Annotated in this window: 17 protein-coding genes; 13 read left to right on the forward strand and 4 right to left on the reverse strand. The window is 59.5% G+C overall.

Translation table 11 applies throughout. From position 1 onward, the window contains the following. Positions 1–59: 59 nt before the first annotated feature. Both M2400_RS15935 and M2400_RS15940 read left to right on the forward strand, forming a co-directional pair. Positions 60–965, forward strand: a complete 906-nt coding sequence (locus M2400_RS15935) for a DUF808 domain-containing protein (protein WP_177043086.1) — start codon at positions 60–62, stop codon at positions 963–965. A 34-nt stretch (positions 966–999) separates the two neighbouring features. Further along, on the forward strand, positions 1,000–1,983 hold the full coding sequence (locus tag M2400_RS15940) for a GlxA family transcriptional regulator (RefSeq protein ID WP_259199382.1): 984 nt from the start codon (positions 1,000–1,002) through the stop codon (positions 1,981–1,983). A gap of 60 nt (positions 1,984–2,043) precedes the next feature. Here the strand turns inward: M2400_RS15940 and M2400_RS15945 are convergent, their stop codons facing one another. Together M2400_RS15945 and M2400_RS15950 are read right to left on the reverse strand one after the other, a co-directional pair. Further along, entirely contained in the window at positions 2,044–2,832 is a 789-nt protein-coding gene (locus M2400_RS15945) for a VacJ family lipoprotein (protein ID WP_003210582.1), read from the reverse strand. Continuing rightward, entirely contained in the window at positions 2,825–4,123 is a 1,299-nt protein-coding gene (locus tag M2400_RS15950) for a serine protein kinase PrkA (RefSeq protein WP_010166231.1), read from the reverse strand. Before M2400_RS15950 ends, M2400_RS15945 begins: the two co-directional genes overlap by 8 nt. Positions 4,124–4,359: 236 nt before the next feature. Between M2400_RS15950 and M2400_RS15955 the strand changes: the two genes are divergently transcribed. Then, on the forward strand, positions 4,360–4,728 hold the full coding sequence (locus tag M2400_RS15955) for a hypothetical protein (protein WP_259199378.1): 369 nt from the start codon (positions 4,360–4,362) through the stop codon (positions 4,726–4,728). Between the two features lie 88 nt (positions 4,729–4,816). On the opposite strand, the gene M2400_RS15960 is transcribed toward M2400_RS15955, so the two are convergent. After that, positions 4,817–6,370, reverse strand: a complete 1,554-nt coding sequence (locus M2400_RS15960) for a glycosyl hydrolase family 17 protein (RefSeq protein WP_259199375.1) — start codon at positions 6,368–6,370, stop codon at positions 4,817–4,819. 331 nt (positions 6,371–6,701) lie between these two features. On the opposite strand from M2400_RS15960, the gene M2400_RS15965 reads away from it, so the two are divergent. The 3 genes from M2400_RS15965 (at position 6,702) to M2400_RS15975 (ending at position 9,759) form a co-directional block, all read left to right on the forward strand. Then, the gene (locus M2400_RS15965) at positions 6,702–7,553 is read left to right on the forward strand and encodes a glycine betaine ABC transporter substrate-binding protein (RefSeq protein WP_177043089.1); all 852 of its coding nucleotides are present in this window, start codon (positions 6,702–6,704) and stop codon (positions 7,551–7,553) included. 239 nt (positions 7,554–7,792) lie between these two features. After that, positions 7,793–8,104: a DUF485 domain-containing protein gene (locus M2400_RS15970; protein WP_076015221.1), complete on the forward strand. Its 312-nt coding sequence runs from the start codon at positions 7,793–7,795 to the stop codon at positions 8,102–8,104. Continuing rightward, entirely contained in the window at positions 8,101–9,759 is a 1,659-nt protein-coding gene (locus M2400_RS15975; protein ID WP_177043090.1) for a cation acetate symporter, read from the forward strand. Before M2400_RS15970 ends, M2400_RS15975 begins: the two co-directional genes overlap by 4 nt. 161 nt (positions 9,760–9,920) lie before the next feature. Here the strand turns inward: M2400_RS15975 and gltA are convergent, their stop codons facing one another. Further along, positions 9,921–11,210 carry a citrate synthase gene (gene gltA, locus M2400_RS15980; RefSeq protein ID WP_003210575.1) on the reverse strand — a complete coding sequence of 430 codons (1,290 nt, stop codon included), beginning with the start codon at positions 11,208–11,210 and terminating at the stop codon, positions 9,921–9,923. A 363-nt stretch (positions 11,211–11,573) separates the two neighbouring features. Between gltA and sdhC the strand changes: the two genes are divergently transcribed. The 7 genes from sdhC (at position 11,574) to lpdA (ending at position 20,705) form a co-directional block, all read left to right on the forward strand. Further along, entirely contained in the window at positions 11,574–11,948 is a 375-nt protein-coding gene (gene sdhC / locus M2400_RS15985; protein WP_008433998.1) for a succinate dehydrogenase, cytochrome b556 subunit, read from the forward strand. Then, positions 11,942–12,310: a succinate dehydrogenase, hydrophobic membrane anchor protein gene (sdhD, locus tag M2400_RS15990; RefSeq protein ID WP_003210573.1), complete on the forward strand. Its 369-nt coding sequence runs from the start codon at positions 11,942–11,944 to the stop codon at positions 12,308–12,310. Before sdhC ends, sdhD begins: the two co-directional genes overlap by 7 nt. Positions 12,311–12,313: 3 nt before the next feature. Continuing rightward, a complete protein-coding gene (gene sdhA, locus M2400_RS15995; RefSeq protein WP_063028200.1) occupies positions 12,314–14,089 on the forward strand; it encodes a succinate dehydrogenase flavoprotein subunit in 1,776 nt (591 codons plus the stop codon). A gap of 11 nt (positions 14,090–14,100) precedes the next feature. Continuing rightward, positions 14,101–14,805, forward strand: coding sequence for a succinate dehydrogenase iron-sulfur subunit (locus tag M2400_RS16000; RefSeq protein WP_177043091.1), 705 nt, complete (start codon positions 14,101–14,103; stop codon positions 14,803–14,805). Between the two features lie 262 nt (positions 14,806–15,067). After that, positions 15,068–17,899 (forward strand): 2-oxoglutarate dehydrogenase E1 component, encoded by a 2,832-nt coding sequence (locus M2400_RS16005; protein ID WP_177043092.1) that lies wholly within the window; start codon positions 15,068–15,070, stop codon positions 17,897–17,899. A gap of 44 nt (positions 17,900–17,943) precedes the next feature. Further along, complete coding sequence (odhB, locus tag M2400_RS16010; RefSeq protein WP_177043093.1) at positions 17,944–19,173, forward strand: 2-oxoglutarate dehydrogenase complex dihydrolipoyllysine-residue succinyltransferase; 1,230 nt, start codon at positions 17,944–17,946, stop codon at positions 19,171–19,173. A gap of 95 nt (positions 19,174–19,268) precedes the next feature. Further along, entirely contained in the window at positions 19,269–20,705 is a 1,437-nt protein-coding gene (lpdA, locus tag M2400_RS16015; protein WP_177043094.1) for a dihydrolipoyl dehydrogenase, read from the forward strand. Positions 20,706–20,834 lie beyond the last annotated feature (129 nt).

Below are 20,834 nucleotides of genomic sequence, written 5' to 3' on the forward strand. Positions count from 1 at the left end.
CCTGCCCGGTGTGCGCCGCGTTATTCTCGGCGCACTTTGAATCACGGGAAGCCCGAGCCATGGCAGGAAGCAGTTTGCTGGTATTGATCGACGACATCGCGGCGGTGCTCGACGATGTGGCCCTGATGACCAAGATGGCCGCGAAGAAAACCGCCGGCGTGCTGGGGGACGACCTGGCGCTGAATGCCCAGCAAGTCTCCGGGGTGCGCGCCGAGCGGGAAATCCCGGTGGTGTGGGCGGTGGCCAAGGGTTCATTCATCAACAAGCTGATCCTGGTGCCCGCTGCCTTGCTGATCAGCGCATTTGCGCCCTGGGCGGTCACGCCGTTGCTGATGCTGGGCGGCGCCTACCTGTGTTTTGAGGGCTTCGAAAAGCTCGCCCATAGCTTCTTCCACAAGCGCACCGAAGAGCAGGCGCACCTGGTGGAAGCCGTGGCGGACCCGGCGACGGACCTGGTGGCCTTCGAGAAAGACAAGATCAAGGGCGCGATCCGCACCGACTTCATTCTTTCGGCCGAAATCATCGCCATCACCCTCGGCACCGTGGCCGATGCGCCGCTGATGCAGCAAGTGATCGTGCTGTCGGGCATCGCCATCGTCATGACCATCGGCGTCTACGGCCTGGTGGCCGGCATCGTCAAGCTCGATGACCTGGGGCTGTGGCTCACCCAAAAGCCCGGGCAGGCGGCGCGCAGCATTGGCGGGGCGATCCTGCGGGCGGCGCCGTACATGATGAAAAGCCTGTCGGTGATCGGCACGGCGGCGATGTTCATGGTGGGCGGCGGCATCCTGACCCATGGCGTGCCGGTGGTACACCACTGGATCGAAACCGTGAGCCAAAGTACCGGTGGCCTGGCGTGGCTGATGCCGACGTTGCTCAATGCGGTGGCGGGGATCATTGCCGGGGCCGTGGTGTTGGCGGTGGTCAGCGTGGTGGGTAACCTCTGGAAACGTGCGAGGGCTTAGGCATTTGATCGAGCGACGGCAATTCAGCGGGGGCATGAAAGGCAAGAACCTGCGCTACTTGAATGAAAACCCCGGCGAGGTCCGTCAAACCGTGCGGGCGGGATTTGTGTTGCTCGAACATTTCTCGCTTCCGGCATTTACCCAGGCGCTGGATACGCTGATCACCACCAACCTGCTGCGGCCTGCGTCGTTTTCTACCTCGACCTATGGCTTGCAGGAAGGCGAGGTGGTCAGCGACCTGGGGCTGGTGATTCGCCCTGATGGACGGCTTGAACCTTCAGTGCTTAAAGAGCTGGACCTGTTGGTGATCTGTGGTGGCTACCGCACCGAGCTGAAGGCCAGTGAAGAATTCATCCATCTATTGAAAAGCGCCTCGGAGCAGGGGGTGAGCCTGGCCGGATTGTGGAATGGTGCGTGGTTCTTGGGGCGTGCGGGGTTGCTGGGCGGCTACCGGTGCGCCGTACACCCGGAACACCGCCCGGCCCTGGCGGAGTTCTGCAAGGCGACGCAGGTCAGCAGCGAGCCGTATGTGATTGATCGCGACCGGCTGACGGCGTCGAGCCCGTCCGGCGCGTTCCATATGGCGCTGGACTGGATCAAGGGGTTGTACGGCAAGGCGCTGGTGGAGGGCGTCGAAGACATCCTGGCGTTTGAGGAGTCGCGCTACCGGCGGGTCAAACCGACGGAAAACGTGTGCTTGAGCGCGCCGCTGCGCGAGGTGGTCAACCTGATGGACGCCAACCTCGAAGAGCCTCTGGAGATGGAACAACTGGCCATCTATGCCGGCCGCTCCCGGCGTCAATTGGAGCGCTTGTTCAAGGAACAGTTGGGCACCACGCCCCAGCGTTATTACCTGGAACTGCGCATCACCGAGGCCCGCCGCCTGCTGCAACACACCGAGCTGTCCCAGGTGGATGTGCTGGTGGCCTGCGGGTTTGTTTCACCGAGCCATTTCAGCAAGTGCTACAGCGCGTACTTTGGCTACAGGCCGTCGAAGGAAAAGCGCTTGGTCAAATAGCTGAACACGGCCAGTTCAGAAGGCACTGAAGATCAAATGTGGGAGCCGAGCCCTTACCTTTTACTCGGCGATCTGCAACTTGCGCGCCTCGGTGTACACGTAGCGCACCTTTTCATACTCGAACGGCGAGTTCATCTGACCGTAGCGGAAGCTGGTCTGGTAGCGCTTGTCGACGGCGCGCAGGGCCCAGATTTCCGGGTGGTTTTCGCTGACCTTGGACACGTTCAGGAAGTTGATCTCGGTCTCGGCGCCGTAGTCCACCAGCAGGCCGGTGGTGTCCCGCAGGTTCGACGGACCAAACAGCGGCAGCACCAGGTAGGCGCCGCCCGGTACGCCGTAGAAGCCCAGGGTCTGGCCGAAGTCTTCGCTCTGGCGCGGCAGGCCCATGGCGGTGGCCGGGTCCCACAGGCCGGCGATGCCGATGGTGGTGTTGAGCAGCAGGCGCCCGGTGGTTTCCAGGGAGCGATGGCCCTTGAGCTGCAGCAGGCTGTTCAACAGGTTGGGCACATCCCCCAGGTTGTTGAAGAAGTTGCTCACGCCGGTGCGCAGGAAGCTCGGGGTGACGTAGCGGTAACCGTCCACCACCGGCAGGAACACCCACTGGTCGAAGCGGTAGTTGAAGTGGTACACCCGGCGGTTCCACGACTCCAGCGGGTCGTAGACATTCAGGGCGTTGACCGACGAGCGCTCGAACTCACGCTGGTCCAGGCCGGGGTTGAACTTGAGGTGGCTCAGGGGCTCCTTGAAGCCGTCGGAGTCCACTACGGTCGGCGTGTGGGCCTTGCTGTTGTCGGCATTGGCCACGCCCGCGCACATCAGGGCGGCGAGCAGCAGAAGATATTTAGCCACGGAAGAACTCCAGCATGGCGTCGGCGTTGACGCGGTAGTTGAGGTTGCCGCAATGGCCGCCCAGGGGGTAGACGGTCAAGCGATCGCCGAAGGTTTTACGCAGGAAGCCAAGGTCGCCAGGGCCGAGGATCACGTCGTCGGCGTTGTGCATCACGGCAATTTTCGGGCTGTCGTGCAGGTAGTCCTTGAGGGCATACAGGCTGACCTGGTCAACCAGTTGCAACAGGCTGCCGCCGTCGGAGCGGGCGCGCCACATCGGGATCACCTGTTCGGTGAGGTAGCAGTCGAAGTCGCACTGCAGCGCACGCTTGAGGAACGGCGTGAGGCTGGTGCCTTCGCTGATCGGGTACTTGGGCGGGATGATCAGGCCGCGACGGTTGATCAGGTCCGAGGTGAAGGCAATGTCGGCCGCCGAGAAGCGGAACGAGGTGCCGATCAGCATCGCCATCTGTTCGTTGGTCAGGTGTTCCTTGGAGTTCTGGAAGTCGTAGAGCAGCGCATCGTTGAGGTCGATGTAGCCCTTTTGCTGGAAGTAGCGGGTCAGCTTGTTCAACACCAGCTCATAGAAGGTGGTGCTGTTGTTGATGCCCTTGACCTCGGTTTGCACCAGCTTGTCGAGGTTGGTGATCGAGGTGTAGAGGTTGACCGGCGGGTTCAGCAGCAGGACTTTCTTGAAGTTGAAGCTGCGGCGGGTTTCGTCCAGCTTGCTGACGAAGGCTGCGTCGAGGGCGCCGAGGCTGTAGCCGGTGAGGTAAAAGTCGGTCACGGGCAGCGTCGGGTTTTGCGCACGTACGGCCTGCATCACGCGGTACATGTCTTCGGCGTCTTCCTGGCTGATGCCGGGGGTGGCGAAGCGCGAGGCGGCGGCGATGAAGTCGAAGCTGGTGGGGGACGACAGCTGGACGACGTGGTAACCGGCCTTGTAGTAGAGCTTTTTCAGGTATTCGTTGATGGTGCTGTCAAAGCGTGCGCCGGTGCCGGCGATCAGGAAGATCAGCGGCGCGGCGCGGTCTTGCTTGGCGATGCGGTAGGTAAGTTTCTTCACCGCCCAGAAGTTGTCGGGCAGGCTGAATTCACGCTCGGGGCGCATCGTCAGGGTATAGTCGGACTGATTGATTTCATCGTCGGACGGCAGTTCCGGCCGCAGGTTCGGCGGGGTGGTGGCGATGGTCGCTTCAAACGGGTTGGTCAAAGGGTAGCCATAGCTGGCTTGGTCGATATCGACCGCCAGTGCTGACGCACTCAGAAAAAGGCTGCCCAACAGGGCCGCACAGCGCAAGGAACGGAGCATGACTAAATCCCTAAGAGGAAAACGTGCTGAAGTGGAGTTCGCAGGCTATGACCACCGCGTTGCTGCCGAAGTGCCAGCCCTCGGCACGAAAAGTCGGAAAAAACGTCGGAATCGGGGTAATAGTAGCCAGACGATACACTTTGGCACGCCTTGATGAACACTTATCTGCTTCCAAACCTTGCCAACGGCTGCCGGGCGATTAAGCTGGGCGCCGTTTTCGCCTATCGGAGTGCCCCATGTCCCGCCGTTTCCCGCTGATGCTGTTGCTTATCGCCCTGCCGCTTTGGCTGGCCGCCAGTTATGGCGCGCGTTACGGATTCATGGAGGATGGGAGTTGGGTGGGTATTTGTGCAGATGAAGCCAGCCGCTGGGAATGCCAGGTGCGTTCCAACCTGGGGTTGATGATTCACTTCAAGGTGCTGGGCTGGGCGGCGCTGGTGACGTCGGTGCTGGCGTTTTTTGTGCCGGGCCGGGCAGGGTGGGGGTTGGCGGTGTTGGCGCTGGTGTTCGGGTTTCCGGCGTTGGCGTTGTACAACACGACCTTTGGGGTGTTTGCGGTGGTGATTGCGGGGTTGCGGTTGGTCAGGGCGCCTCGGGCAACCTGAGAGGGCCTCATCGCAGGCAAGCCAGCTCCCACATTTGACCGTGTTCACCGATCCAAATGTGGGAGCTGGCTTGCCTGCGATAGCGGTCTTAAGCCTTGCGCACCCGCAAGCAACGCCACAAGGCTGCAACCATGAGCAGGCTCACCACCGCCCAACCCCACGCCTGCTGATTCATCAATCCTTCACGGTACAGCTGCGGCGCAATGCCGGCACCGATGATGAACGCCAGCAACGCGATCTCCCGACGCAGCCCGCTTACCGGACGCACCAGGTACACCAGCGCCGGCAGCACCAGCGCGGTACTCGGGAAGCTGCGATAACGCGGGTCAAACACCAGCGCCAGCATCATCACCGCCCCGGCAAATCCGGCGATCGCCACCAGCCAGCCCGCGCGCTGCTCCAGCCAGTTGAACGCGCGTTCGCGCCAACCTTCCCGTGCACTCAACGCCAGGGCGGCGTGGGCCAGGACGGCGAGGTTCAAGGCCACCAGCAATCCCGCCCACACCCACTCATCCGCGAAGCGCGCCGTTACCCGGTTCAATTCGGCCCAGGTGCCAATCGAGCAGGCCGCCACAGCGCCCAGCAACGGCAACAACAAGGCAGCACGGGTGTTGCGCACGCGACCGCCCAGCAGCAGCGTGCCCAGCAGGATAATCCCGCCAACCCCCAGCCACAGCGGCCAGTACGGCACATTGGTCACCGGGCCGGCGAGCACGCCCTTGTCCTGGCGATCGGCATCGAACAGGCCCCAGTAGCCGCCAACCGCACCTTCACTGGCGCGTTTCCACGGCTGGTCAAACGCTTCGATCAGGTTGTAGTGCCAGCCGTTGGCTTCGGCCATGGCCACGAACCCGCGCATGAACTTTGCTTCGTTGACCCGGCTCGGCACCGCGGTTTCCCGCTGGCGGCCTTCGCTCGGCCAGCCGGTCTCGCCGATCATCACGTCCTTGGGGGCGAACTTGTTGCCGAAGGTCTGGCGCACATCGCCCACATGCTTGAGCGCCTGGTCGATGCCCGACGGGTCATCTTCCCAGTAAGGCAGCAGGTGGATGGTCAGGAAATCCACCGCCGGGGCGATTTCCGGGTGTTGCAGCCAGAACTCCCATACATCGGCATAGGTGACCGGTTGCTTGATATGGCTTTTGACGTGATGGATCAGCGCCACCAACTGCTTGGCGGTGACTTCCTTGCGCAGCAAGGTTTCGTTACCCACGATCACTGACGTGATGACGTCGGGGTTGGCGTTGGCCGAGGCGATCAATGCCTCGACTTCCTTGGCAGTGGCCACCGGGTCGCTGCTGACCCACGCGCCGCTCATCAGCTTCAGGCCGTGTTTGCGCGCCAGTTCCGGCAAGGCTTCAAGGCCGGTCTGGGAATAGGTGCGGATGCACTCAAAACGGGTAGCCAGCAACGCCAGGTCAGCGTCCATGCGCTCGGGGCGCAGTTTGAACGGCTGGTCGAACGGCGATTGGTCTTTGTCGAAGGGCGTGTAGGACGCGCATTGCAGCTTGTGGCTGGCGCTGGCCACGTCTGGCAGCACCACGGGTTTGCCAAGGCCATACCAATAGCCGGCGAGGGCCAGCACACCGAGGATCAGGGCAAATAAATAGGGCAGGAGCGGGAAGCGGGCAGTCGCGGGCATGATCAGGCCGTCAGGGGAGCAAAGGCGCGCATCTTACCCGGATTTGTGCCGTCCCAGTGGGGCCGCATAATTTTGACATGCAAAGTTCGGGCGGGATCGTCGGTGAATGTCCTACAAATCATCTTGCTGGCGATGTGATGTCGTTTCTTGCTTACCTGAGGTCGCAGTCAGAGCAGGTCGGTTGTGGCAGCAGGTTGATGATCGAAGTGTCAGCCCTCCACTGATGAAGCACCCACGTGATCGATGCGCGTGAAGGGGGCGCGGTGCACCACATAACAACAGGTTGACGTCGCTCGGCATCCGCCGGGCGCAGCACTTTCGGGGAAGCACTATGAAGATGCGACGACTTTTGGGCGCAGCTGCCACTTTGGTAGTTGCGATGAGCTCCACAATGGCCAGCGCCGACAGCAAAACCCTGAGCATCGGCTATGTGGATGGCTGGTCGGACAGTGTCGCCACCACCCACGTGGCGGCAGAAGTGATCAAGCAAAAGCTCGGTTATGACGTGAAACTGCAAGCGGTCGCCACCGGGATCATGTGGCAAGGCGTGGCCACCGGCAAACTCGACGCCATGCTCTCCGCCTGGCTGCCCGTGACCCACGGTGAATACTGGGCCAAGAACAAGGACAAGGTGGTCGACTACGGCCCCAACTTCAAGGACGCCAAGATCGGCCTGATCGTGCCTGAGTACGTGAAAGCCAAATCCATCGAAGACCTCAAGACCGACACCACTTTCAAGAACAAGATCGTCGGCATTGACGCCGGTTCAGGCGTGATGCTCAAGACCGACGAAGCGATCAAGGCCTATGGCCTGGACTACAAGCTGCAAGCCAGTTCCGGCGCGGCAATGATCGCCGAGCTGACCCGTGCTGAAGACAAACAGGAATCCATTGCGGTCACCGGTTGGGTGCCACACTGGATGTTCGCCAAGTGGAAACTGCGTTTCCTGGACGACCCAAAAGGAATTTATGGTGCTGCTGAAACCGTCAACAGCATCGGCAGCAAAGGTCTGGAAAAGAAAGCCCCGGAAGTCGTGGCGTTCCTGAAGAAATTCCAGTGGGCCTCCAAGGATGAAATCGGTGAAGTCATGCTGGCGATCCAAGAGGGCGCCAAGCCTGAAGCAGCGGCCAAGGATTGGGTGGCCAAGCACCCTGAGCGTGTCGCCGAATGGACCGCTAAATAAGCCTCTTGTGGGAGCTGGCTTGCCTGCGATGCAGACGCCTCGGTGCACCTGATGTATCGAGGTGATCCCATCGCGGGCAAGCCCGGCTCCCACATTATTTCGCCCCAGCAATTATTCCTGCGCCTTCAATATCCCTCGCTACACTCCTTCTACTACTAAGGTCGTCTGGAACCTGTTCCTCAGCCGCATACAGTGGATACGTTCCAATAATAAAAAGCTGTGCTGCGAGGATAAAAACAATGAACGACAGCATTTACCTCTCGATTCAAAACAGCCCGCGTTTCAAGGAGCTGGTTAGTAAAAGGGAAAGGTTCGCCTGGATTCTCTCGGCGATCATGCTTGGGCTTTACTCCGCTTTCATTCTTCTGATTGCCTATGGGCCGCAAATACTGGGGGCCAAGATCAGCCCCGGTTCGTCCATCACCTGGGGAATCCCCATCGGGGTCGGGCTGATTGTGTCGGCCTTCATCCTCACCGGCATCTATGTACGACGCGCCAACGGCGAATTCGACGACCTGAACAATGCGATTCTCAAGGAGGCTGCGCAATGATCCGTCGTCTATTGGCTGTACTCGGCGCCTCGGCCTTTGCACCTGCCGTTTGGGCGGCGGATGCATTGACCGGCGAAGTGCATAAACAACCGCTGAATATCGCAGCGATCCTGATGTTCGTGGCCTTCGTCGGCGCGACCTTGTGCATCACCTACTGGGCGTCCAAGCGCAACAAGTCGGCGGCCGACTACTATGCGGCCGGCGGCAAGATCACCGGGTTCCAGAACGGTTTGGCGATTGCCGGTGACTATATGTCTGCAGCCTCCTTCCTGGGGATTTCCGCGCTGGTGTTTACCTCCGGCTACGACGGCCTGATCTATTCGATCGGCTTCCTGGTGGGCTGGCCGATCATTCTGTTCCTGATCGCCGAGCGCCTGCGTAACCTGGGTAAATACACGTTTGCCGACGTGGCGTCCTACCGCCTCGGGCAAACCCAGATCCGCAGCCTGTCGGCGTGCGGCTCCCTGGTGGTGGTGGCGTTCTACCTGATCGCGCAGATGGTCGGCGCGGGCAAGCTGATCCAGCTGCTGTTCGGCCTTGATTACCATGTGGCGGTGATCCTGGTGGGCATCCTGATGTGCCTCTATGTGTTGTTCGGCGGCATGCTGGCCACCACCTGGGTGCAGATCATCAAGGCAGTGCTGCTGCTGTCCGGTGCCTCGTTCATGGCGCTGATGGTGATGAAGCACGTCAACTTCGACTTCAACATGCTGTTTGCCGAGGCGATCAAGGTTCACCCTAAAGGTGAAGCGATCATGAGCCCGGGCGGCCTGGTGAAAGATCCGATTTCGGCGTTCTCCCTTGGCCTGGCACTGATGTTCGGTACCGCGGGCCTGCCGCACATCCTGATGCGCTTCTTCACCGTGAGTGACGCGAAGGAAGCGCGCAAGAGCGTGCTGTATGCCACTGGCTTCATCGGCTACTTCTATATCCTGACGTTCATCATCGGCTTCGGCGCGATCCTGCTGGTCAGCACCAACCCGGCGTTCAAGGATGCTGCAGGTGCCTTGCTCGGCGGTAACAACATGGCGGCGGTGCACCTGGCCAACGCGGTGGGCGGTAGTATCTTCCTGGGCTTCATCTCGGCCGTGGCGTTTGCCACCATCCTGGCAGTGGTTGCCGGCTTGACCCTGGCGGGTGCTTCGGCGGTGTCCCATGACCTGTACGCCAGCGTGATCAAGAAAGGCAAGGCCAACGAGAAGGATGAGATTCGAGTATCGAAGATCACCACGATCGCCCTGGCAGTGCTGGCGATTGGTCTGGGTATCCTGTTTGAAAGCCAGAACATCGCGTTCATGGTAGGCCTGGCGTTCTCCATTGCCGCCAGCTGTAACTTCCCGGTACTGCTGCTTTCCATGTACTGGAAAAACCTCACCACCCGCGGTGCGATGATTGGCGGCTGGCTGGGTCTGGTCAGTGCCGTTGGCCTGATGATCCTCGGCCCAACCATCTGGGTCTCGATCCTGCACCATGAGAAGGCGATCTTCCCTTACGAGTACCCGGCGCTGTTCTCGATGATCATTGCGTTCGTCGGTATCTGGTTCTTCTCCATCACCGACAAGTCGGCGGCGGCAGAGAAGGAGCGTGCGCTGTACTTCCCGCAGTTTGTGCGTTCGCAGACTGGCCTGGGGGCGAGTGGGGCCGTTAACCACTAAGTTGTAACGGTTACAAAAAAAAGCCCCGGTCGTGAGATCGGGGCTTTTTTTTGCCTTTATTGGTAACAGATACGACAAAACTGTTTCTCATATCCGGTACAAATAAAAACGGCCTCCCTATCAAAGGAGGCCGTTTTCGGTGTAGCCAAGTAGCGGTTGGCTTACTTGCGGTCTTCCAGCTTGGTGATGTCACGCGACTCGTAGCCGGTGTACAGCTGGCGCGGGCGGCCAATCTTGTACGGGCTGGAGAGCATTTCTTTCCAGTGGGAGATCCAGCCTACGGTGCGCGCCAGGGCGAAGATCACCGTGAACATGCTGGTTGGAATGCCGATCGCCTTGAGGATGATCCCCGAGTAGAAGTCGACGTTCGGGTACAGCGAGCGTTCGATGAAGTACGGGTCGGTCAGGGCGATCTCTTCCAGGCGCATGGCCAGTTCGAGTTGCGGATCGTTCTTGATGCCCAGTTCCTTCAACACTTCGTCGCAGGTCTTCTTCATCACGGTGGCACGTGGGTCGCGGTTCTTGTAGACCCGGTGACCGAAGCCCATCAACTTGAACGGATCGTTCTTGTCCTTGGCCTTGGCGATGAACTTGTCGATGTTCGAGACATCGCCGATTTCATCGAGCATGGTCAATACGGCTTCGTTCGCACCGCCGTGGGCAGGGCCCCACAGTGCGGCGATACCGGCGGCGATACAGGCGAACGGGTTGGCACCCGAAGAGCCCGCCAGGCGCACGGTAGAGGTGGAGGCGTTCTGTTCGTGGTCGGCGTGGAGGATGAAGATCTTGTCCATCGCGGCGGCCAGCACCGGGCTGATCGGTTTGATCTCGCACGGGGTGTTGAACATCATGTGCAGGAAGTTTTCCGCGTACGTCAGGTCGTTGCGCGGGTACATCATGGGTTGACCCATGGAGTACTTGTAAACCATCGCGGCCAGGGTCGGCATCTTGGCAACCAGGCGGATCGCGGAGATTTCGCGATGCTGCGGGTTATTGATGTCCAGGGAGTCGTGATAGAAGGCCGACAGGGCGCCGACTACGCCGCACATGACGGCCATCGGGTGGGCGTCGCGACGGAAGCCGTTGAAGAAGGTCTTCAACTGCTCGTGAACCATGGTGTGGTTCTTCACGGTGCTGACAAACTGGGCCTTTTGCTCAGCTGTTGGCAATTCGCCGTTGAGCAGCAGGTAGCAGGTTTCGAGGTAGTCCGACTGTTCAGCAAGCTGTTCGATCGGGTAGCCGCGGTGCAGCAAGATACCGTTATCACCGTCGATATAGGTGATCTTCGACTCGCATGAGGCGGTCGACATGAAGCCTGGGTCGAATGTAAAACGGCCCGTGGCCGTCAGGCCCCGTACGTCGATAACATCGGGACCAACGGTGCCGGTTAAAATGGGCAGCTCGACGGGGGCTGCGCCCTCGATGATCAACTGCGCTTTTTTGTCAGCCATGTGGCCTCCTATTTATGCTTCAAATCATCAGACAGACCCCCCACGCAGGGCCCGCACCACTATAGTGAGATAAATTCAGATGTCAATTTGCCTAAAGTCTTGCTCCAGAAGGCTTTAACCGTACTTTTTCCTCGAAATTACCTGCCATTTACGCCTTTTATGCCGCCATTGCAATGCGCTATTAGGGTGAGGAGTGCGCGTTGTCATTAGTTGCCTAACTGTCTATACTCGGCCTCCGACCGCCAGGGGCTTTTGGGCCCGTTTTGATGGGGGTCGCACTCCCTGGGTGGTGGTTACCTGACCAGTGCACTCCCCAACAACTTTGCCCTGATTGTTAGGGGCTCTTCAGTGTGAAAAAAAGCCGTGAATAGCCAACGACCTGTAAACCTAGACCTAAGGACCATCAAACTCCCCATCACCGGCGTAACGTCGTTCCTGCACCGTGTATCCGGCATCATCCTGTTTCTTGGCCTGGGCATCATGCTTTACGCATTGAGCAAATCCCTGGGTTCGGAAGAAGGGTACGCCGAGGTGAAGGCATGCTTGACCAGTCCGCTGGCCAAATTCGTCGCCTGGGGCCTCCTGTCCGCTCTGCTTTATCACCTTGTGGCCGGTATTCGCCACTTGATCATGGACATGGGTATCGGTGAGACGCTGGAAGGCGGCAAGCTGGGCTCGAAAATCGTCATCGCCATTTCCGTGGTGCTGATCGTTCTGGCGGGAGTTTGGATATGGTAACCAGCGTTACGAACCTGTCGCGTTCGGGCCTCTATGACTGGATGGCGCAACGTGTGTCTGCGGTTGTTCTCGCGGCTTATTTCATCTTCCTGATCGGGTACCTCGCGGCGAACCCTGGCATTGGCTACGCCCAATGGCACGGCCTGTTCGCTCATAACGGGATGCGCATCTTCAGTCTGCTGGCCCTTGTAGCCCTGGGCGCTCACGCCTGGGTTGGCATGTGGACCATCGCGACCGACTACCTGACGCCAATGGCGCTGGGCAAGTCCGCGACAGCAGTACGGTTTCTCTTCCAGGCAGTATGCGGCGTCGCGATGTTCGCTTACTTCGTCTGGGGTGTGCAGATTCTTTGGGGTATCTGATTCATGGCTAACACAGTTAATACGCTTTCATTCGACGCCATCATCATTGGCGGCGGCGGTGCCGGCATGCGCGCTGCGCTGCAACTGGCCCAGGGCGGTCACAAGACTGCCGTGATCACCAAGGTGTTCCCGACCCGTTCCCACACCGTTTCGGCCCAGGGTGGCATCACCTGCGCCATCGCCTCCGCCGATCCGAACGATGACTGGCGCTGGCACATGTACGATACCGTCAAGGGTTCCGACTATATCGGTGACCAGGACGCTATCGAATACATGTGCTCCGTAGGCCCGGAAGCGGTCTTCGAGCTGGAACACATGGGTCTGCCGTTCTCCCGTACCGAACAGGGCCGCATCTACCAGCGTCCGTTCGGCGGGCAGTCGAAAGACTTCGGTAAAGGTGGCCAGGCCGCCCGTACCTGCGCCGCAGCCGACCGTACCGGTCACGCGCTGCTGCACACCCTGTACCAGGCCAACCTGAAGGCCGGCACCGTATTCCTCAACGAATACTACGGCGTCGACCTGGTGAAGAACGAAGACGGTGCCTTTGTAGGCATGATCGTTATCTGCATCGAAACCGGCGAAACCTCTTACGTGCGGGCTAACGCCACCGTATTGGCGACCGGCGGTGCAGGCCGTATCTACTCGTCCACTACCAACGCCCTGATCAACACCGGTGACGGTATCGGCATGGCCCTGCGTGCAGGCGTGCCGGTACAGGACATCGAAATGTGGCAGTTCCACCCGACCGGCATCGCCGGCGCCGGTGTACTGGTTACAGAAGGTTGCCGTGGTGAAGGTGGTTACCTGATCAACAAGAACGGCGAGCGTTTCATGGAGCGTTATGCTCCGAACGCCAAAGATCTTGCCGGTCGTGACGTTGTGGCCCGTTCCATGGTTAAAGAGATCATCGCCGGTAACGGCTGTGGTCCCGATGGCGACCACGTGATGCTGAAGCTCGATCACCTCGGTGAAGAAGTTCTGCACAGCCGTCTGCCAGGCATCATGGAGCTGTCCAAGACCTTTGCCCACGTTGACCCGGCTGTTGCGCCGATCCCTGTTGTTCCAACTTGCCACTATATGATGGGCGGCGTTGCCACCAACATTCATGGCCAGGCGATCACCCAGGACGCCGACGGCGTCGACCAGATCATCCCTGGTCTGTTCGCAGTAGGCGAAGTGGCCTGCGTATCGGTTCACGGTGCCAACCGCCTGGGCGGCAACTCGCTGCTCGACCTGGTGGTATTCGGTCGCGCCGCCGGCCTGTTCCTGGAGCAGACCCTGAAGGAAGGCGTTGATTACGCTCGTCCACGCCAGTCCGACATCGACGCTGCCCTGGCACGTCTGGATGGCCTGAACTCGCGTACCGAAGGCGAAGACGTCGCCTCCCTGCGCAAAGAGCTGCAAAGCTGCATGCAGAACTACTTCGGTGTGTTCCGTACCGGCGAATACATGCAAAAAGGTATCGCCCAGCTGGCTGACCTGCGTTCGCGCATCGCCAACGTCAAGATCAACGATAAGAGCCAGGCGTTCAACACCGCTCGTATCGAAGCCCTTGAGCTGCAAAACCTGCTGGAAGTGGCTGAAGCGACCGCGATTGCCGCCGAGGTTCGTAAAGAATCCCGTGGTGCTCACGCTCGTGAAGACTATGAAGACCGCGACGACGAGAACTGGTTGTGCCACACCCTGTACTTCCCGGGTGACAAGCGCGTAACCAAGCGTGCCGTGAACTTCTCGCCGAAGACGGTTCCGACGTTTGAACCGAAGATTCGGACTTACTAAGGGTGGCTGCCATGTTGAAAGTCAGTGTTTATCGCTACAACCCTGATCAGGACGCTGCGCCGTTCATGCAGGAATTCCAGGTCGATACCGGTGGTAAAGACCTGATGGTGCTGGACGTACTGGCCCTGGTTAAAGAGCAGGACGAAGGTTTCTCCTATCGTCGCTCTTGCCGCGAGGGTGTTTGCGGTTCCGACGGCATGAACATCAACGGCAAAAACGGCCTGGCGTGCATCACGCCGCTGTCTGCCGTGGTTAAAGGCAACAAGCTGATCGTTCGTCCTCTGCCAGGTTTGCCGGTTATCCGTGACCTGGTCGTCGATATGAGCATCTTCTACAAGCAATACGAAAAGGTTAAGCCATTCCTGCTGAACGACACTCCGGCTCCGGCCATCGAGCGCCTTCAGACTCCGGAAGAGCGCGAGAAGCTGGACGGTCTGTACGAGTGCATCCTGTGCGCTTGCTGCTCGACTTCCTGCCCGTCCTTCTGGTGGAACCCGGACAAGTTCCTGGGTCCAGCTGCCCTGCTGCAAGCGTACCGCTTCCTGGCAGACAGCCGTGACACCAAGACCGCCGAGCGTCTGGCTTCGCTGGATGACCCGTTCAGCGTATTCCGCTGCCGCGGGATCATGAACTGCGTCAACGTATGTCCTAAAGGCCTGAACCCGACTAAGGCCATTGGTCACGTACGTAGCATGTTGCTGCAAAGCGGCGTGTAACTGACGTTGTAGTAAAGGCAGGACCGTTGTGCCCGTAGATGCTACGGCGCAGGCTTCAACCGGCGCCGTAGTTTTAACTTGAGCAGCGACTTACAAAGCCGCGGCTCTTATTTTGAAGAAATGAGACAAGCAGGGGCATTCGGGTTGGTACCCGAACTATCAGCGTGATCCTAAGTGGCTTGTTTTGGTCGCTGCACTTGGCCTTTTGCAAGCAAACTCGGTGTTTTCGCCGGTGGTGTCCCCAAATCGAGGGTGACCAAGCATGCAAGAAAGCGTGATGCAGCGCATGTGGAACAGCGGCTATCTTTCAGGTGGTAACGCTGCCTATGTGGAAGAGCTTTATGAGCTCTACCTGCACGACCCTAACGCTGTGCCAGAAGAATGGCGCACCAAATTTCAGACGTTGTCTTCAGACGGCAACGCTGCCACCGATGTATCGCACGCAACAATTCGCGATCAGTTCGTGCTGCTGGCAAAGAACCAGCGCCGCGCCCAGCCGGTTTCCGCCGGAAGCGTGAGCAGTGAGCACGAGAAGAAGCAAGTTGAAGTACTGCGACTGATCCAGGCCTACCGTATGCGTGGCCACCAGGCAGCCCAGCTTGACCCGCTGGGGCTGTGGCAGCGTCCTGCACCTGCAGACCTGTCGATCAATCATTACGGCTTGACCAATGCCGATCTTGATACGACCTTCCGTGCCGGCGACCTGTTCATCGGCAAAGAGGAGGCGAGCCTACGCGAAATTCACGAAGCGTTGCAGCAGACATATTGCCGCACCATCGGTGCCGAATTTACGCACATCACTGATTCCGAGCAGCGCCACTGGTTCCAGCACCGTCTTGAAGGCGTGCGTGGACGCCCGGTGCTGTCTGCAGACGTCAAGAGCCACTTGCTCGAGCGCGTCACCGCAGCGGAAGGCCTGGAAAAATACCTGGGCACCAAATACCCGGGCACCAAGCGTTTCGGCCTGGAAGGCGGCGAAAGCCTGATCCCGATGCTCGATGAGCTGATCCAGCGTTCCGGTTCGTACGGCACCAAGGAAATCGTGATCGGCATGGCCCACCGTGGCCGTTTGAACGTGCTGGTGAACACCTTCGGCAAGAACCCGCGCGAGCTGTTCGACGAGTTCGAAGGCAAGAAGAAGGTCGAGCTGGGTTCCGGTGACGTTAAATACCACCAGGGCTTCTCGTCCAACGTAATGACCACCGGCGGTGAAGTTCACCTGGCCATGGCGTTCAACCCATCCCACCTGGAAATCGTTTCTCCAGTGGTCGAGGGGTCGGTACGTGCGCGCCAGGATCGTCGTAACGACGCCACCGGTGAGAAGGTCCTGCCGATTTCCATCCACGGTGACGCGGCATTCGCCGGTCAAGGCGTGGTCCTGGAAACGTTCCAGATGTCGCAGACCCGCGGCTTCAAGACCGGCGGTACCGTTCACATCGTCATCAACAACCAGGTGGGTTTCACCATCAGCAACCCGCTGGACGCACGCTCTACCGAGTACGCGACCGACGTTGCCAAGATGATCCAGGCGCCGATCCTCCATGTGAATGGTGATGATCCGGAAGCCGTGTTGTTCGTGACCCAGCTCGCCATCGACTACCGCATGCAGTTCAAGCGTGACGTGGTCATCGACCTGGTCTGCTACCGTCGTCGCGGTCACAACGAAGCGGATGAGCCTAGCGGCACCCAGCCGTTGATGTACCAGCAAATCACCAAGCAGCGCACCACCCGTGAGCTTTACGCCGACAGCCTGATCAAGGCCGGCGTAGTGGACGATGCACGTGTTCAGGCGAAGATCGATGAATACCGCAACGCGCTGGACAACGGCCTGCACGTAGTAAAAAGCCTGGTCAAAGAACCGAACAAAGAGCTGTTCGTTGACTGGCGTCCGTACCTGGGCCACGCCTGGACTGCGCGTCACGACACCTCGTTCGATCTGAAAACCCTGCAGGAACTGTCTGCCAAGCTGCTGGAAATTCCAGATGGCTTCGTGGTACAGCGCCAGGTTGCGAAGATCTACGAAGACCGTCAGAAGATGCAAGCCGGCGGCCTGCCGATCAACTGGGGTTACGCTGAAACCATGGCGTACGCGACCCTGGCGTTCGAAGGTCACCCGATCCGCATGACCGGCCAAGACATCGGCCGCGGTACGTTCTCGCACCGTCACGCTGTGTTGCACAACCAGAAAGACGCGGGCACCTACATCCCGTTGCAGAACCTGTACGAAGGCCAGCCGCGTTTCGACCTGTACGATTCGTTCCTGTCCGAAGAGGCCGTACTGGCGTTCGAATACGGTTACTCGACCACCACGCCTCAGGCACTGGTGATCTGGGAAGCCCAGTTCGGCGACTTCGCCAACGGTGCCCAGGTGGTTATCGACCAGTTCATCACCAGCGGCGAGCACAAGTGGGGCCGTCTGTGCGGTCTGACCATGCTGCTGCCACACGGTTATGAAGGTCAGGGTCCGGAGCACTCCTCGGCCCGTCTGGAGCGTTACCTGCAATTGTGCGCCGAGCACAACATCCAGGTGTGCGTGCCGACTACCCCGGCCCAGATCTACCACTTGCTGCGTCGCCAGGTGATCCGCCCGCTGCGCAAGCCGCTGGTAGTGCTGACGCCGAAATCGCTGTTGCGTCATAAATTGGCCATCTCGACCCTGGAAGATCTGGCGGATGGTTCGTTCCAGACCGTTATTCCGGAAATCGACACCCTGGACGCGGCCAAGGTCACTCGCCTGATCCTGTGCAGCGGCAAGGTCTACTACGACTTGCTGGAAAAACGCCGTGCCGAAGGCCGCGAAGACATCGCCATCGTGCGGATCGAGCAGCTTTACCCGTTCCCGGAAGACGACCTGATGGAGGCCATCGCGCCTTACACCAACCTCACGAACGTGGTGTGGTGTCAGGAAGAACCGATGAACCAGGGCGCGTGGTACAGCAGCCAGCATCATCTGCGTCGTAGCATCGGCAACCATAAACAGGCACTGGGCCTGGAGTACGCCGGTCGTGATGCTTCTGCTGCACCTGCTTGTGGTTATGCATCGATGCACGCCGAGCAGCAGGAAAAACTGCTGCAAGATGCTTTCACTGTTTAACGCCTTCGCGCTGACTGAAACCGAATTTTAAGGACCCACAGATAATGGCTATCGAAATCAAAGCCCCGTCATTCCCGGAATCGGTTGCCGATGGCACCGTTGCCACCTGGCACAAGAAACCAGGCGAGGCCGTCAAGCGTGACGACCTGATCGTCGACATCGAGACCGACAAAGTCGTTCTGGAAGTGTTGGCTGAAGCTGACGGCGTGCTGGGCGCAATCGTTGCCGAAGAAGGCGCTACCGTTCTGTCGAACCAGGTACTGGGCTCGATCGAAGAGGGCAGCGCTGCTGCCGCGGCTCCTGCTCCTGCCGCCGCTGCACCGGCTGCTGCCGCAGCTCCAGCTGCTGCACCGGCTGCGGGCGGCGAAGATCCAATCGCTGCACCGGCTGCGCGTCAACTGGCTGACGAAAACGGCATCAACCTGGCTTCCATCAAAGGCACCGGCAAAGATGGCCGCGTGACCAAGGAAGACGTGGTTGCCGCCGTTGAAGCCAAGAAAAACGCTCCGGCTGCCGCGCCTGCCAAGGCTGCTGCCCCGGCTGCCGCTGCTCCTGTGTTCGCTGCTGGCGACCGCACCGAGAAGCGCGTACCGATGACCCGCGTTCGTGCAACCGTGGCCAAGCGCCTGGTTGAAGCACAATCGAACATGGCGATGCTGACCACTTTCAACGAAGTCGACATGACCGAAGTCATGGCACTGCGTTCGAAGTACAAGGACCTGTTCGAGAAGTCCCACAATGGCGTGCGCCTGGGCTTCATGTCGTTCTTCGTGAAGGCGGCCACCGAAGCGCTGAAACGCTTCCCGGCAGTCAACGCTTCCATCGACGGCGGCGACATCGTTTACCACGGCTACGCTGACGTCGGCGTTGCCGTGTCCAGCGACCGTGGCCTGGTAGTACCGGTTCTGCGTAACGCCGAGCTGATGAGCCTGGCTGAAATCGAAGGCGGCATCGCCAACTTCGGCAAGAAAGCCCGTGACGGCAAGCTGACCATCGACGAGATGACCGGTGGTACCTTCACCATCACCAACGGTGGTACTTTCGGTTCGATGATGTCGACGCCGATCGTCAACCCGCCACAAGCTGCGATCCTGGGCATGCACAACATCCTGCAGCGTCCTATGGCGATCAACGGCCAAGTGGTTATCCGCCCAATGATGTACCTGGCGCTGTCGTACGATCACCGCCTGATCGACGGTAAAGAAGCCGTGACTTTCCTGGTGACCATCAAGAACCTGCTGGAAGACCCGGCTCGTCTGCTGCTGGATATCTGATAAAGCGGCGGTGAGCCGCGCCACCGGCCCTGTCGCAAGGCAGGCCGGAGTGCGGCTCACGGCTTGAAGCTTTTAGCTAAAGAGGATTTTTTTTCATGTCGCAGAAATTTGACGTTGTAGTGATTGGTGCGGGCCCTGGCGGCTACGTAGCCGCCATCAAGGCCGCACAACTGGGCCTCTCGACTGCTTGCATCGAAAAATACACCGACAAGGAAGGCAAACTGGCGTTGGGCGGTACTTGCCTGAACGTTGGCTGCATTCCTTCCAAGGCGCTGCTGGACAGCTCCTGGAAATTCCACGAAGCGCAAGACGGTTTTGCCATCCACGGCATCAACCACGCTGGCGTGACCATGGACGTGCCAGCGATGGTCGGCCGCAAGGCCAACATCGTTAAAGGCCTGACTTCCGGCGTTGCAACCCTGTTCAAGGCCAACGGCGTCACTTCCCTGCAAGGCCACGGCAAACTGCTGGCCGGCAAGAAAGTTGAAATCACCAAGCCTGACGGTTCGACCGAAATCATCGAAGCCGAAAACGTGATCCTGGCTCCAGGTTCGCGTCCAATCGACATTCCACCGGCTCCGGTTGACCAGAACGTGATCGTTGATTCGACCGGCGCCCTGGAATTCCAGGCAGTTCCAAAACGTCTGGGCGTGATCGGCGCTGGCGTGATCGGCCTGGAACTGGGTTCGGTCTGGTCCCGCCTGGGTTCCGAAGTCACCGTGCTGGAAGCCCTGGACACGTTCCTGCTGGCTGCCGACACCGCTGTGTCCAAAGAAGCTCTGAAAACCCTGACCAAACAAGGTCTGGATATCAAGCTGGGCGCGCGCGTTACCGGTTCCAAGGTTAACGGCGACGAAGTAGTCGTGACCTACACCGACAAGGATGGCGAACAGACCATCACTTTCGACAAGCTGATCGTAGCCGTTGGTCGCCGTCCAGTGACCACTGATCTGCTGGCTTCCGACAGTGGCGTGAACATCGACGAGCGTGGTTTCATCCACGTTGACGATCACTGCGCTACCACCGTGCCGGGCGTGTACGCCATTGGCGACGTGGTTCGCGGCATGATGCTGGCGCACAAGGCTTCCGAAGAAGGCATCATGGTTGTCGAGCGCATCAAGGGTCACAAGACCCAGATGAACTACGACCTGATCCCGTCGGTTATCTACACCCACCCGGAAATTGCATGGGTCGGCAAGAACGAACAGCAGTTGAAAGCTGAAGGCGTTGAAGTTAACGTCGGCACCTTCCCGTTTGCCGCTTCTGGCCGTGCCATGGCAGCCAACGACACCGGTGGTTTCGTCAAAGTCATCGCTGATGCCAAGACTGACCGCGTATTGGGCGTCCACGTGATTGGCCCAGGCGCTGCAGAACTGGTTCAGCAAGGCGCAATCGGTATGGAATTCGGCACCAGCGCCGAAGACATCGGCATGATGGTTTTCTCCCATCCGACCCTGTCCGAAGCGCTGCACGAAGCCGCGTTGGCAGTGAATGGCCATGCCATCCACATCGCCAACAAGAAGAAGCGCTAAGCGAGATAATAAGAAACCACGGCGGTTGCCCGTCGTGAGCCTTGTGCGCAAGACTCACCGCGGAATATCCGCTGGACGCAGTCTTGCGCAGTTTCACCACCCAGGGTTCAGGCTTTTGGTGGTTTGACT

Source organism: Pseudomonas sp. BIGb0558 (genome assembly GCF_024807515.1).
GTDB lineage: Bacteria > Pseudomonadota > Gammaproteobacteria > Pseudomonadales > Pseudomonadaceae > Aquipseudomonas > Aquipseudomonas yamanorum_A.